Origin of the sequence: Agrobacterium sp. rho-13.3, from assembly GCF_033957765.2 — a bacterium.
Lineage (GTDB): Bacteria > Pseudomonadota > Alphaproteobacteria > Rhizobiales > Rhizobiaceae > Agrobacterium.
Genome location: NZ_CP192774.1, coordinates 999931 through 1015122, shown reverse-complemented (window position 1 = coordinate 1015122; position 15192 = coordinate 999931). Strand labels below are relative to the sequence as shown.

11 protein-coding genes are annotated in these 15192 nt (G+C 58.4%); 6 read left to right on the top strand and 5 right to left on the bottom strand.

Annotated features, from left to right (window positions below):
* The first annotated feature begins 239 nt into the window (after positions 1–239).
* From RMR16_RS05075 to RMR16_RS05060, 4 genes are all read left to right on the top strand, one after another.
* On the top strand, positions 240–749 hold the full coding sequence (locus RMR16_RS05075; protein ID WP_320200064.1) for a SixA phosphatase family protein: 510 nt from the start codon (positions 240–242) through the stop codon (positions 747–749).
* A gap of 105 nt (positions 750–854) precedes the next feature.
* Positions 855–2330, top strand: coding sequence for a YcjX family protein (locus RMR16_RS05070; protein WP_320200065.1), 1476 nt, complete (start codon positions 855–857; stop codon positions 2328–2330).
* Positions 2327–3400 carry a YcjF family protein gene (locus RMR16_RS05065; protein WP_320200066.1) on the top strand — a complete coding sequence of 358 codons (1074 nt, stop codon included), beginning with the start codon at positions 2327–2329 and terminating at the stop codon, positions 3398–3400. The genes RMR16_RS05070 and RMR16_RS05065 overlap by 4 nt, the downstream gene beginning before the upstream one ends.
* Before the next feature lie 129 nt (positions 3401–3529).
* Positions 3530–4084 (top strand): hypothetical protein, encoded by a 555-nt coding sequence (locus RMR16_RS05060; RefSeq protein ID WP_320200067.1) that lies wholly within the window; start codon positions 3530–3532, stop codon positions 4082–4084.
* A 24-nt stretch (positions 4085–4108) separates the two neighbouring features.
* Here RMR16_RS05060 and folK read toward each other — a convergent pair whose 3' ends face one another.
* From folK to folP, 3 genes are read right to left on the bottom strand one after another with little or no spacing between them, the layout of a single operon-like run.
* Positions 4109–4627, bottom strand: coding sequence for a 2-amino-4-hydroxy-6-hydroxymethyldihydropteridine diphosphokinase (gene folK, locus RMR16_RS05055; protein ID WP_320200068.1), 519 nt, complete (start codon positions 4625–4627; stop codon positions 4109–4111).
* Entirely contained in the window at positions 4620–4985 is a 366-nt protein-coding gene (gene folB, locus RMR16_RS05050; RefSeq protein WP_320200069.1) for a dihydroneopterin aldolase, read from the bottom strand. Before folB ends, folK begins: the two co-directional genes overlap by 8 nt.
* Positions 4985–5776, bottom strand: a complete 792-nt coding sequence (folP, locus tag RMR16_RS05045; protein ID WP_320200120.1) for a dihydropteroate synthase — start codon at positions 5774–5776, stop codon at positions 4985–4987. The genes folB and folP overlap by 1 nt, the downstream gene beginning before the upstream one ends.
* Positions 5777–6056: 280 nt before the next feature.
* Here folP and RMR16_RS05040 point away from each other — a divergent pair, with 280 nt between their 5' ends.
* Complete coding sequence (locus tag RMR16_RS05040; RefSeq protein ID WP_320200070.1) at positions 6057–6683, top strand: DUF922 domain-containing Zn-dependent protease; 627 nt, start codon at positions 6057–6059, stop codon at positions 6681–6683.
* A 331-nt stretch (positions 6684–7014) separates the two neighbouring features.
* Here the strand turns inward: RMR16_RS05040 and RMR16_RS05035 are convergent, their stop codons facing one another.
* Positions 7015–7335 carry a 2Fe-2S iron-sulfur cluster-binding protein gene (locus RMR16_RS05035; RefSeq protein ID WP_320200071.1) on the bottom strand — a complete coding sequence of 107 codons (321 nt, stop codon included), beginning with the start codon at positions 7333–7335 and terminating at the stop codon, positions 7015–7017.
* Between the two features lie 126 nt (positions 7336–7461).
* On the bottom strand, positions 7462–7830 hold the full coding sequence (locus RMR16_RS05030; RefSeq protein ID WP_320200072.1) for an Hpt domain-containing protein: 369 nt from the start codon (positions 7828–7830) through the stop codon (positions 7462–7464).
* Between the two features lie 477 nt (positions 7831–8307).
* Here RMR16_RS05030 and RMR16_RS05025 point away from each other — a divergent pair, with 477 nt between their 5' ends.
* Complete coding sequence (locus RMR16_RS05025) at positions 8308–15108, top strand: hypothetical protein (RefSeq protein WP_320200073.1); 6801 nt, start codon at positions 8308–8310, stop codon at positions 15106–15108.
* Positions 15109–15192: the final 84 nt, after the last annotated feature.

The window sequence follows — 15192 nt, the reverse complement described above, 5'->3', positions numbered from 1 at the left end:
GCGCGGGTATACTCCAATGACATATGGCCATTCAAGTGCGGAGAACAGTTTTCAGGCATTTTTAAATCTGTCACAAAATTCAGCTAAATGGTTATTTTTTATGCTTTATTGGCAAAACACGAATTATTTCTTCAATCACATTATCGGAACTTGCTTATACCAACCGCCACTTGCAGGCCAACAGTCTAATCCTGTAAAGCGTCCGAGAGATGTTTAGAGCCGCATAGGACACCCTGGAAATGCCAGCGTTTACCCCACCGCCGTACCGGGTCTATCTTCTACGCCACGCACATGCTGCATGGCCTCATCCGGGTGAGCGAGACTTCGACAGGCGGCTGGACGATGCAGGTTATGCGCAAGCCGAGATCATCGCGGATCGCGCTGCCGATAAGGGCTATCGTCCGGATGTCATTTTAAGCTCCACCGCTATTCGCTGTCGCGAAACCGCCGAGGCCATAAGGCGGGCATTCAACGACACTTTCGACATCACCTATGTCGATGAGATGTATAACGCGCCACCGGAAACCTATATCGCGCTGCTTGCCGCGCAGAGCGCAGACCGGTCCGTCATGCTCGTAGGTCACAACCCGACGATGGAAGCCGTGCTGGAGGCGTTTATCGGCCACGCCAATGTGGATGCCATTCTGTCCTCCGGTTTCCCCACTGCCGGTCTGGCGGTGTTGAATGCCGCGCCATCGCAGGATGGCGAAGACGTGGCATGGCATCTGGTCGATTTTCTTTCGCCATAAGCCCGCCCAACGCTGAATCAAAACTTTCGACAAGCCGCTTCTTTTTTGAGCAAGCGGCTGACCTATATATTTTGGGATAGCGAAATATTTTGTGGGAAACCTGCATTGCCACCATCCCTTACCTCCGTCACCGACAGCGCGCTGATTGCCATCGACAACCTTGCCGACCGGGCAAGCGCGCTCACGAAGCCCACATTGCGGCTGGGCGTGACCGGGCTTTCGCGGGCGGGCAAGACGGTTTTCATCTCCTCACTGGTGCATAATCTGCTGAATGGCGGGCGTTTGCCGCTGTTTGAAGCCATTCGCTCGGGCCGTGTGTCCAATGTGCGGCTGGAACCGCAGCCGGATGATGCGATTCCGCGTTTTCAATATGAGGATCATATTCAGGCACTGGTGCGGGATCGTATCTGGCCGGATTCGACACGGGCGATATCCGAACTGCGCATCACGCTTGATTACCAGAGCGCCAGCGGTTGGGGCCGTTGGTTTTCAGCGGGCCGCCTGTCCATCGATATCGTCGACTATCCCGGCGAATGGCTGCTGGACCTGCCTTTGCTGACGCAGGACTACAAGACATTCAGCGATGATACCGTCGCACTCGCCTCCGGTGGCGTGCGCGCCGAGCTTGCCCGCGAATGGCTCGACATCGCTTCATCCATCGATATCAACGCGCCTGCGGATGAGATGACGGCACGGCGTTTGGCGGAAAGTTTTGCGACCTATCTGCGCGCCTGCAAATCCGATGAGCGTTCACTGTCCACGCTGCCGCCCGGTCGTTTTCTGATGCCGGGGGATTTGGAAGGTTCACCTGCCCTCACATTTTCGCCGCTTCCCGGCCTGACCCATGAAAAAGCGCCAAAGGGTTCGCTGCGCGCCATGATGGAGCGGCGTTACGAGGCTTATAAGTCCATCGTCGTAAAGCCGTTCTTCCGCGAACACTTCGCCCGCCTCGACCGTCAGATCGTGCTGATCGATGCGCTCCAGGCCGTCAATCGCGGACCGGAGGCCGTGCAGGATCTGGAACGGGCACTGGGCGATGTTCTCGCCTGCTTCCGTCCGGGCAAAAACAGCCTGCTGTCGTCGCTGGTTGGTCGGCGCATCGACAAGGTCCTGGTGGCGGCAACCAAGGCGGATCATTTGCATCATGAAAGCCACGACAGGCTGGAAAACCTTACCCGCCGTCTGGTCGACAGGGCCATCACCACAATCGGCATGAGCGGCGCTGGTATCGAAGTCATGGCTTTGGCCTCGGTGCGCGCCACCAAGGAAGCCAGTGTGCGGCAAGATGGCCATTCGCTGCCGGTCATCGTCGGCACGCCGATAGCCGGCGAAAAAATCAACGGCGAGATGTTCGACGGCAATCGCACGACCGCGATTTTCCCCGGTGATTTGCCGGAAGACCCGGAGCCGTTATTCCGGGCGCTGGATGCGGAGAGCAGCACCGCAGATCTGCCCGATGTCAATGTCGTCCGTTTTCGCCCACCCAAGCTGGAAGAAACCAGCGGTGGCATAAAATTGTCGGTTCCGCATATCAGGCTGGATCGCGCGATGCAGTTTCTGTTTGGAGACAAACTCGCATGAAAGAAGACAACAACACTTCCGGCCGCCGCCCGGCAGCATTCACGTTGGAAAGCGAACCGGCGACGGTTAGCACCACCGAAGTGAAACGTGCGCCGCGCAGTTTCGACGCGGATATTTCCATGACGCCGGATGAGGAAGACCCGTTTCTGGCCCCCGAAGAGGTCGATACAGCCGCCCTGCCCGTGGCCGCTCCGCGAAAGCGCCGTTTTTCCTTCGGCAAGCTGGCGGTGGGTGCGATTGGCGTGTTGCTGTCGCTGGCTTTCGGACTGTGGGCCGATCAGCTCATCCGCGATCTGTTTTCGCGGTCGGACTGGCTGGGCTACACGGCAAGTACAGCCCTTGGCATTGCCATCTTCGCGGTGCTGGCTCTGGTGGCGCGGGAAGCCGTCGGCATATTGCGGCTGAATGCGGTTCAATCGTTGAAAGCAGATGCGGAAAAGGCAGCGCTTGAGAAAAAGCCCTCTGCCGCCCGCGCCGTGATCGTGCGGCTGAATGCGGTGCTGTCGCACCGGGCAGAAACGGCGAAAGGCCGCGCCGCGCTGAAGGAAACCGAAAACGATGTGATCGACGGCCCGCACCTCATAGACCTTGCGGAGCGGGAGCTTCTCAGCCCGCTGGACCGTCAGGCGCGGGCGCTGATCATGAATTCCTCCAAGCGCGTGTCTGTGGTCACTGCCGTCAGCCCGCGTGCTGTGGTGGACCTTGCCTATGTGCTGTTCGAAGTCACGCGGCTGGTGCGCACCATGGCAGAGCTTTATGGCGGGCGTCCCGGCACGCTCGGCATGTTGCGATTGCTGCGCGATGTGATTGCCCATCTGGCCGTGACAGGGTCGATTGCCGTGGGTGATGGACTGGCGCAACAGGTGCTTGGCCACGGCCTTGCATCCCGGCTTTCGGCTCGCTTGGGCGAAGGTGTGATCAACGGATTGATGACAGCGCGAATCGGTATCGCCGCCATGGATCTCTGCCGCCCACTGCCGTTCAGAGCGCTGAAACGCCCCGGCATCAGCGATTTTGTGTCCGACCTGACGCCTGATCTAACCGGCGGAAGAAAGGGCGAAAAAGCCTGATTCACAGGGCTTCGACGCATCAAAAGGTTACGACGACGACGCTTAATTTCGCGCAAATAAACCAAGCATTAACCATTCGCGACATAGATTGCCCCTACACAAAGCGGCCAATTCGCTAGGGAAAGTATCATGTATTCGCGCTTCTTTTCGCTACTGGGCGGACTTGCCGCCGTTATGTCCGTCAGTGGCGGGCTTGCAGTTTCAGACGTTCAGGCTGCCTCACGCGATGACGTGTTTTTCGGCTCCGTCGCTGGCGTATGGTCTGGCCCCGGCGAGATCGTGGCCGGCAAATACAAGGGCACGAAGTTCACTTGCGATCTGAACGGAGAACCTCTGGGCGACAAGGAAACCGGCATAAAGCTCAACGGCACCTGCCGCGTTGGCATGTTCAGCCAGCCCATGTCTGCGGTCATTGCCAAAAAAGGCAGCAGCTATGAGGGCAAGTTCCTCGATGGCTCCGAGGGCAAAGGTCTCGATATTACATCGGGCCAAGTCAGCGGCGATAAGGTCGTGCTCGGCATCAACCGTGCAAAGCTGAACGGCGCCATGGTTGCTCGCGTAACCAGCAACACATCCATGAACATCACCATTTCCGTCAAAGTCGCGGATCAGATGGTGCCGGTTATCGGTCTGACGCTGGCGCGGGATATCGACAAGATGCCCGTTGCTTCCATCAAGGAATAAAGCGTTTTCGCTTACTCAGTCATTTCAGAACGGGAGTGTCCACCACTCCCGTTTTTCGTTTGCGGCCTTGATTCCGGTTTTATCAGCCGCGTTCAGCCATTCGGAAATCGGCTTGCCATTCACGACAAGGTCCGGCGCGATATCGGCCAGCGGCATCAACACGAAGGCCCGCTCCGTCATGCGCGGATGCGGAATTTCCACACGCTCGGTGGTGATGGTAGCATCGCCATAGGTCAACACATCGATATCGATCGTGCGCGGTCCCCAGCGCTCGTTGCGCACGCGCTTCATGCCACGTTCGATTTCAAGGCAAAGGTCCAGCAACGCTTCCGCGGCCAACGATGTTTCAATCGTCGCGCAGCAATTGAAGAAATCAGCCTGATCGACCTTTCCCCATGGCGGCGTGCTGTAAAGGCGCGAGACGGCCAGCAGACGGCAGTGTTCATGGGTCGCAAAGGCATTCAATGCCTGCGCCATGGCGGCGGGCGGATCGCCAATATTGCCGCCCAGCCCAAGAGCCGCCAGCATGATAGTCTCAGCCATGCTGCTCGACACTCACTTGCGCATAGTCAAGAATGCCAGGAACGGGCGCAGACGGTTTGCGCACGGTAATCTTCACCCGCACGATTTGCGGGTAACGCTGCCGAAGCGCCGTGGCGATGTCATTCGCCAAGGCTTCGATCAAATACCGGCGCTGACCCGCCACAATGCTTTCGACAACGGCGAAGGCCACGCCGTAATCGACCGTGTTTTCAATATTGTCCGTCTCCAGCGCATCGCCGGCCTCGACGTCCATTTCCGCATCCACGAAAAACCGCTGGCCGAGCGTCTCTTCCTGCTCCAGCAATCCATGGCGGGCAAAAAACGAACAGTTCTTCAGCAGAATTGTATACAGGCTCATCAGTGCGCCTCCCCTTGATGTTCTTTTTTCAGCTTCAGAATGGCGTCCGTAATCGCAAGAGCATCACGCGTCATAGCCACATTGTGTACGCGAAAAACGACGGCGCCCGCTAGTCGCAGAATTGCTGTCGTTGCAGCCGTCCCTACGTCCCGCTCTTGCGCAGTCTCGCACCCGGTCAACGCACCGATGAAACGTTTGCGCGATGTTCCAGCCAGAATAGGCAGCCCGAAGCCCTGAAGCTCCCCGAAACGCGACATCAGCGCAACATTTTCATCCGTGTCTTTGGCAAAACCAAAACCGGGGTCCAGCACCATGGCTTGGCGCGAAATGCCCGCATGATTGGCGATTTCCAGCGAGTGGTTGAGAAACGCAAACTGGTCGGCAATCACATCCGGCAGTTTCTGGCGCTCCCGGCCCGTGTGCATGATGCAGACACCGGCCCCCGTCTCGGCGACGACACCAGCCATGCCAGCATCTTTTTGCAAGCCGAAAACATCGTTGATGATGTGCGCGCCCGCCTCCACCGCCAGCTTGGCCGTCGAGGCCCGGTAGGTATCGATGGAAATCAGCGCATCCGTTTCTCTGGCCAGCTTTTCAATAACCGGAAGTACGCGATCCTGCTCTTGGCTGTCCGTCACGCTTTCAGCGCCCGGCCGCGTGGATTCGCCGCCGATATCGATGATATGTGCACCCTGTTTCAAGCAGGTAAGCGCGTGCGAAACGGCCTGGTCTGCGGCCAAAAACAATCCGCCATCGGAAAAGGAATCCGGCGTCGCGTTGACGATAGCCATAATAAGGCCATCCCCATCAAGTTTCAGGGAGCGCTCATGCGCGACTTGCCACACATTGCCACTGGCTGTTATCACGTAACACACGCCTTTCCGGAATAACGGAGTGTCCGCCATTCATATCGTCATCACTCCGCCTACAGCATCGGCCCGAAAATCGAAATCGATTTTAGGTAAGCACGATGCGTAGATTCAAAGAGTTAGAGCGTCCTTTGTGCGTCTTTTCAGACGCACGGCGCTCTATGCCGCAATCACACGCCAAGTTCAACCGGAAGGCCGGGAAATGAAGCATCAATCCCGTATGCTTTGCGCCATGCTTTCCGGCGCGATTTTGCTTTTCATGCCGCAGCTTGCGAATTCCGAAGCGGTTATGAGCAAATCCTTCTCCTATTTCACCATTGGTGGCAAAACGGCGGAAGATCTGGATCGTGAGCTCTCGCACCGTGGCCCGATGACCAAATCCACCGGCTCTCGCCATCCCGGCGCAACCGAAATCAAATTCGGCGGCGAACTGACCTATGTGGAGCAGAACGGGCGATGCGGCGTTGGCTCGGTCAAAGTCACGCTTCACACCAAAATCCTTCTGCCGCGCTGGACCAACCGGCGGCGCACAACGGCAGAGCTGGGCCTGATCTGGGATACGCTGGCCGCCGATATCAAGCGGCACGAAGAGCGCCATGCGGAAATTGCCCGCACCTATGCCCGCACCTTGGAAAAGCGCTTGCTGTCCCTGCGTCCGCGAAAGACCTGCGAGGAAAGTCAGGCACTCGTGACGAAAACAACGCAGGAGGTCATGGCGGCGCATGACAAGGACCAGTATCGTTTTGATGTGGTCGAATCGAAAAACTTCGATGCCCGCATGACACGCCTGCTCAAACACCGCATTCAGCAGAACGCATCAGGCCGCTGACATTTCAGCGTCAGCACAGTATTTTATGCGGGTTTGTTCAATCAAAATCTCAACCAACGCCTGCAATTGGCCATGCCTTTTGCCGGATAATGATCATTGAGTTCTTGTCATGGCCGCGCAGCCGCGACTCGCGTATGCATTGAACCTGAAATACATGACAAGTTCAGTCGTTGCGTTTGAGTTTTCCGTGCCCGACCTCTCCCCGGCGCGTCTCGAACCACAGGTGTTCCTTCCTCACCTGAAGGTGACGTGCCCACCTCGCCTCGCTTGTCCCGCGATGGAAAGCGAGGCTTTTTGTGGGCGGTGTTGGATCACCGGGCTATCGAAGGTTTTAGCCCTGACGCTCCGGCACATGCACCACAAGCCCATCAAAACTATCTGACATCTTGATCTGACAGGAAAGCCGCGATGTCGGGCGAACATCGAAGGCAAAATCCAGCATGTCCTCTTCCATCGGCTCTGGCGGGCCAACGCGCTCGGCCCATGCATCATCCACATAGACATGACAGGTGGCACAGGCGCACGCGCCGCCGCATTCGGCGTCAATGCCCGGGATGGAATTGCGAACTGCGTTTTCCATAACGGTCGAGCCGTTGCTTACGTCAAGTTCATGCGGCGTGCCGTCGAAAGCAACGATGGTCAGTTTGGTCATTTCGGAAATCCAGGACGAAGGTTTGAGAATGTTTCTAAACAAATAGAAAGGCCGGGTCCGCTTGGCAACCCATCAATGTGGTTGCGAGCGGAACCGGCCTCGAAAAATACCTCTGTGAAATGCGGATTAACGGCAGAGCTTCAAGATAAAGTTCTCAGCCTCGATGACGGAGGTTGCAACTTTCGCCAGTGCTGCGCTGTCGCGGCTGCCGTTTTCAACAGCCTCTGCGGCGGCCGAAACGTTGAAAGCGCCAACGGCATCTGCCGAGCCTTTCAGACGGTGCGCAACGGCCTTCATCTGTATGTCATTGACTGTCGAGAGCTCATGAAGCAAGGTGCGCGCATTGCGTGTAAAAAGCTGGAGAATTTCGATCTCCAGTTCTTTATCGCCCATGGTCTGGCGCGCCAGATGAACGAAGTCGATAGGCTTGCTACTGACCGGCACTGCGCCGCCCGAATTGTCCGGAGCTTCGAATGCAATACTCACCGCTGCCATTTTGTAAAAATCCTCGTTTGTGTCTTGTTTCTTGTTTTGAGGCACATCTGTCTCGCATTTAGGCAGGATAGGCCTTCCTTGCGCTTAAAATGGGGCACACCACCGGGGGAAATCTTTCGCTATGGTTAATTTATGTTAAACTTATGCGAAACAAGGCTTTCCGCCTGCTACCGAGGTTTAAAAACTGTTAACAAACCGCCACTTGGCCTATGCATGCCAGCGGCATTAATTGTTTAAAAGCCGCGAATGTGTCACTACGATACTGCCGTTCGCATGATCTTCAGTCCGGTTTTGCGAATTCGGCGCGTAAATGTAATTTTGCCTGAAAGCTTGGCGACGAGCTCTCAGCATTTAGTAAGATACGGGGCACTATATACCGGCAGGTATCGTGTTTCGAGGCATGATGGCGGATATCCGTGAGCGGCGGCGAACGGATGAATGGCATGAGCCGGGCGTATTGTAACGAGGCGTAACCGCATGGCGAACAACAAGATCAGCGACTCGATCGACGAGACTGCATTTCAGGCATTGGAAGATGCCTTGCAGCTCGGCGCGTACGAAACCAAGCCGGAGCCTCGGAAAAGGTCCACTCCAAAGCCTGCGGAGGCCAGTGTGCCAGAACAGACAAGAGTGCCAGAAAACAATAAAACACGTCCGGCTGAGCCACAGCAGCAACAACGCACCGCAGCAGAACAGGCACCGAGATCGCCGTCCCTTGAGGCCGCAAATGACGGCTCCAAGCGCAGCCCCGCCATGATCCTGAAGTCACTCGACGCCGGTTCTATGACGGGTGCTTTCCGTAACGCCACCATCGTTTCCGTTTTCTGGGCCATTGCCGGTGCCGGCCTCGCCCACGTTATCTATGGAAATCTCATCTGGAACGTCAGCTCTATCGCCGAGCTATTCGCGGTGCCGGGTGTCATGGCCATCATCGTCGGCGTCATCGTGCCGATCATGCTGTTCTTCGCCTTCGCCATCATGATGGCCCGCGCCCGTGACTTGCGCAACGCGGCCCGCTCCATGGCAGAAGTCGCCCTGCGCCTGTCAGAGCCGGAAACCATTGCGTCCGAGCGCATCATGTCCGTTGGGCAGGCTGTGCGCCGCGAAGTGTCCGCCATGAATGACGGCATCGAGCGCACGATTGCGCGTGCCACCGAACTTGAAACGCTCGTGCATTCCGAAGTGAACGCGCTTGAGCGGAGCTATGCCGATAATGAATTGCGTGTCCGCAGTCTGGTTCAGGAACTGAGCGCAGAACGCGACGCCATCATGAACCATGCCGAGCGCATTCGCTCGTCCATTGTCGGCGCGCAGGACCAGATCAAGGAAGAACTCTCCATCGTTGGCGAAGAGCTTTCGATGCGTCTGGCGACCAGTGGCGAAGCTTTCGCCTCGATGATCGACACGCGCTCCGCAGCCCTTCTGGAAAAATCACGCATTTCGACCGAAGCGATGGGCAGCCTCATTTCGGCGAAAACCGACAATCTGTTGAAGGCACTGAACTCTTCCGGCGCTTCGATTTCGAATGAATTCGATCTGCGCCTGCACGATCTCAGCAGCACGCTGGATAGCCGCGGCCGTCTGCTTCTGGAGCAGTTCGCCACACAGGCGTCCACGCTCAGCACCGGTACGGAAAGCCTGAACAATGCGCTTGAAGAGCGCACGCGCCTTCTCAACGACACACTCTCCAAGCGCACGCTGGAACTGACCCAGAATATCGATCGCGGTCAGCAGATCATCGGCGGCTCGCTGGATAATGTTCTCGACAAGCTCGCAACGACCCTGGAAGAAAAGGGTCTTTCCTTCCGCCAGAATCTGCAAAGCAGCGCAGATGACGCGATCATGGATCTCGATCTGCGTTCCGGCCTGTTCGAAGAAAAGCTGAACACCACCGTTGGCCTCGTCAACTCGGCCTTTGATGAGCGCGTGGCAGAATTTGCCAGCGCGTTTGATCAGCGTGCCGGCAGCCTTGACAGCAAGCTGATGGAAAGCCTTGCCCGTATCAATGAAACTGTCGCCGGCGGCACGGACAGCATCGACGGTATGTTGAATTCCGGCATCGAACGCCTCAGCACCGCCCTCACCGACCAGTCTTTCGCGCTCGCGACGGCCATTGGCACCGGTCAGGAAATGCTGGAAAGCTCGCTGGAAAACCACACCCGCGAACTCAGCGACGCCATCGGTGCACGCACGGCAGAAATCACCGGCACATTCACCAATACGCATGAGAAGATCGACGCCGTTCTTGCAGAGCGCAGCAGCACCTTGTTCAACGCACTGTCTGCCACGCAGGACCGTTTCGACAGCGCTCTGGCAAGCCGTGCCGAGGCCATCACCGGCTCCGTATCGGGCACAGCCCAGAACCTTGCCGTGCTGCTCGACGAACGCGCCGCCGCCATCAACAGCATCGTCGCTGACGTGGAGCGCCGCCTTGCCGAAACGCTCGACAGCCGCGCAGCCGCCATCACCGGCGCTGTTTCTGGCGTTGAGGAACGCCTGGCCGATACGCTGGACACGCGCACTGCCGCGATCAATCACGCCGTTGCCGGTGTGGAAGACCGCATTGCCAACACGCTTGACAGCAGAACCGCTGCCCTTGCCAACGTCGTTTCCGGCGTGGAAGAGCGCATTGCAGACGCACTGGACAGCCGTACCATGGCTTTGGACATGGCGTTCTCAACTGCCGAAGAACGTCTCTCGGAAACGCTGGATAGCCGCACAAGCGCGCTGACCACCGCCGTTTCCAGCGTCGAAGAGCGTATTGCCGACACACTCGACAGCCGCACCATGGCCATCGATATGGCATTTTCAGGTGCAGAAGAACGCATCACCGAAACGCTGGATTCCAGAACGGCTGCGCTCAACACGGTTGTGTCCGGTGTAGAAAGCCGCATCGCACACACAATCGAAACCGGCACGGCAGCGCTCACCAGTGCTGTGTCCGGCGTTGAAGATCGGATTGCAGACACGCTTGATAGCCGCACCGCCGCCTTGAACAGCGTGGTTTCCGGCGTTGAAGAGCGCATTGCCGACACCCTCGACAGCCGCACCATGGCCATCGACATGGCATTCTCCACTGCTGAAGAACGCCTTGCTGAAACACTGGATAGCCGCACAAGCGCGCTCACCAGCGCTGTTTCCGGCGTCGAAGAACGCATAGCCGATACGCTCGACAGCCGCACCATGGCGATCGATATGGCATTCTCCGGTGCTGAAGAACGCATCACAGACGCACTTGAGTTGCGCACGGCGGCCCTTCACACGGTCGTGTCAGGCGTGGAATACCGCCTTGCTGAAACGCTCGATAGCCGCACGTCGGCTCTTGCCAGCGTCGTCTCCGGCGTTGAAGAGCGCATTGCAGATGCCATGGACAGCCGCACCATGGCCATCGACATGGCCTTTTCGGGTGCCGAAGAACGCATTACCGAAACACTGGATAACCGCACAGCTGCCCTGAACAGTGCTGTTTCCGGTATTGAAGAGCGTATCGCCGATACACTCGACAGCCGCACCATGGCGATTGATATGGCATTCTCCAGTGCCGAAGAGCGCATTGCAGACACGCTCGATACCCGCACTGCGGCGCTCAACACGGTCGTCGCCGGTGTGGAAAACCGCATTGCGGAAACACTGGATAGCCGCACTGCCGCTCTGAACAGCGTGGTTTCCGGCGTTGAAGAACGGATCGCCGACACGCTCGACAGCCGCACCATGGCCATCGATATGGCATTCTCCGGTGCTGAAGAGCGCCTTGCCGAAACGCTTGATACCCGCACGCTTGCTCTCACCAGCGCCGTTTCCGGCGTCGAAGGCCGCATTGCCGATACGCTGGATGGCCGCACGCTTGCGCTGGCCAATGCCGTATCGGGCGTCGAAGAGCGCATCGCAGATGCACTCGACAGCCGCACCATGGCCATCGACATGGCAATGTCTGGTGCAGAAGAACGCATCATTGAAACGCTGGATAGCCGCGCCGCGGCCTTTACACAGTCTGTCAGCGGTGCAGAACAGCGCCTCGCCTCCACAGCCTCGACAATCGGCGAAGCGCTTTCCGTCGGTCACTTGCGTCTTGATACCATGCTCGGCGTGCAGGCGGATGCAATCACCAGAACCGTGGAGCGCAACAGCGACCTCATCGAACAGACGGTTGGCGCTGCTGCAACACGCATCGAAACCGCCATCGAAGGTGGCGCAGGTCGTTTCTCCGATACGATGGAAGGCGGCGTATCGCGCCTCGAAAACAACCTGGTTTCCTCGCACGATCGGCTTCGCACCACGCTGGAACAGCATCACGGCGCGTTCACCGAAACCCTCGGTTCTGCACAGGAGCGGATCAACGATCTGCTGTCCGAACAGGCGATGTCCATCGGCACCACGATTGCTTCCAGCGCAAGCATGTTGGAAATGTCGCTCGAAACGCAGCAGGAAGCACTTCAGCGCACCATCGACACCAGCGGTGCAAACCTCGAAGAGCGTCTGCGCAACAGCGCTGGCGTGGTTGCCAGCAAGATTGGCGATGCGGCCCGTGAAATCGGCAGTGCAGCCGATGCGCTTTCGCTCCGCGTCGAACAGTCCGTCAGCAATGTGTCCACACGGCTGGATGAAACCGGTGCACGGCTGGAAAGCAACATCGACAGCTTGCAGAGCCGTATCCAGACGGACCTTGGCAACGTCAACACGTCCATCGAAGATGCAAGCCGCAAGATTTCCGACACTCTCGACGGCAAGACCGCTGATTTCGTTCGCAACAGCGACGATGCCACGCAGCGTATTGCTGGCGTCTTCGACAGCGGAACGGCCCGGATCGACGAACGCCTTGGCACCATGGATCGTGCGCTCAACATTGGCCTCGACAACGTCAACCGCACCATCGAAGGCAAGGCAACCGGCCTTGCTATGAGCCTGCGTGACGCCGTGGTCAACGCAACGCAGACCATGGACGGCGAAGCGCTTCGCTCTGCCGAGCTCCTGGCAAAAACCGGCTCTGAGTTTGCCGATCAGGTCAAAGCCCGCAATGACGAATTCACCCGCGCCATCGAACAGCGTTCGGACGAAATCGTCGGTCGCATTTCGGATGCGCAGGGCCGCCTTTCCGGTCAGGCCGCAGCCGTGGCGCAAACCTTCTCGGAAGCTGGCAATGCCATCGTCAACAAGGTTGCCGAAGCAGAAGCCGTCGTCCGTTCGCAGGTCGGCGCAATTTCCGAAACACTTTCGGGCGTTGAAAGCGCGCTTGATGCTCGCGGCGAATCCATCCGCTCGACACTCGACACCCGCACCCGCGAACTCAACTCGATGCTGGCAAGCCGCTCTGCGGAACTGTCACGCCTCATCGAAGAGAAGGCCAAGCCTATCGTCAACGAATATGCGACGATTGGTCAGAACGCCGCCGAAAAGATCGTCACCGCCGCACAGCAGAGCGCAAACCTGCTGGCCGAAAGCAACAGCGGCATGGCGCAACTCGTGGAACAGGCGATTGGCGATTATGCCAAGGCTGGCAACGACGCGGCTGAAAGACTGGTCGCTGCGACCCGCCACAGCACGGACATGCTGTCCCAGACACACACCGGCATGGCCGATGTGGTCAGCGGCGCTGTCGATAGTCTCAATGTCGCCGTCGTGCGCGCCTCGCAGGAATTCAAGGCTGCCGATCAGACGCTCAACACGGCTGCATCCAGCTTCTCCGAATCCGCGTCTCGTGCTGCGGACATGGTCTCCAGTTCCAGCCGCCTGCTGGAAGGCAAGATCGACCGACTCTCCAACATCTCCGGCCAGACATTGTCGCAGGTCGCAGGGATCGTGGGCCGGTTCGAGGAGCACTCCACCGTTCTCTCGCAGGCCTCCGAACTTCTCAGCGCCGCCCAGACAAGCCTTGTCGGCACACTGGAAGAACGCCAGGAAGCCCTGCGCACGCTCTCGGTCGGTCTGTTGACGCGGTCGGAAGAAATCGAAACCTCGATGCGCGGCGTGATAGGTGTTGTCGAACAGACGCTGGCCAACGCAGAACAGCGCTCCGCAAACGTCGCTGGTAACCTTCGCGACAATCTCAGCTCCTCCTTCGATCAGATTGGTCGTTCGCTGGACGAAACCGAACAGCGTGCCCAGTCTGCTGCAAACAACATGCGCGGTGCCCTGCTCTCTGCCGGTCAGGACGCAACCCGCTCCATCGAAGGTACGATGGCCGAAGCGCAGAAATATTCCGACGAGCTGGTCAACCGCCTGCGCGGCGGCGTCGCCTCCTCGCTGTCGGATGTGGACAAGCTTCTTGGCAACGCAACGGACAAGTCCAATGCCGCCGCAGCCGTGCTGCGGGAGACATTGCGTGAAGCCGTCGAAGAAGCGGTTGCCCGCTTTGCCGGTGCAACGGATGAAATCCGCCGCTCCAGTGTGGATATCCGCAAGGAACTGGACCAGACCCGTGCCGAACTGAAGCGTGGTGCCTTCGACCTGCCGGAAGAGGCCAAGGAAAGCGCTGCCGCCATGCGCCGCGCCGTGTCCGAGCAGATCAAGGCTCTACAGGACATTTCGCAGCTCGTCGGTCGCTCCACCCAGCAGCTGGAGATTTCCGAGCCAGCCGCCCGCGCCATCGCTGCAACAAAGCCTCCTGTGGCGCAGCCACAGCAACAGCCGCGTGCCGAGGTCCGTGAACAGGCAGCTATCTCTGCGGTTCCACCTTCGCCAGTCGTTGCGCGACCAGTACAGCAGGCCCCTGCTGCTCCGGTTATTCGCAACAACCCGCCGTTGGAAAATCGCTCCGCTCCGCCACAGGCAGGTCTTGCCGCACCCGCGCAACGTCGCGAAGATGGCGGCGGCTGGATCAGCGATCTGCTGCGCGGCGCATCCCGCGATGGTCAGGATGCAGCCTCACAGGCAGCACCTGCCCCACGGCAGGCCGCCGAACCACAGACCCGCGCCACGGACAACCGCAACCCACGCCACATGGTCGAATCCCTGAACTCACTTTCGGTGGATATTGCCCGCGCTATCGATCACGATGCATCAGTGGAACTCTGGGGCCGTTACCAGCGCGGCGAACGCGACGTCTTCACCCGCCGCCTCTACACGCTGAAGGGTCAGCAGACTTTTGACGAGATCAAGCGCAAATACGAGCGCGAGGCGGAATTCCGCACCGCGGTTGATCGCTACATCTCCGATTTCGAAAAGCTGCTTGCCGATGTGGCACGGACAGATCGTGATCGCACGGTCACCCAGTCCTACCTCACATCGGATACGGGCAAGGTCTACACCATGCTTGCACACGCGGCAGGACGTTTCAGCTAAACCTCGATACATGATCATCAGCATAACTGGCCCTTCCGGTTTTTTTCCGGGAGGGCTTTTTTTCGGGGTCTTGAACAACGTCAG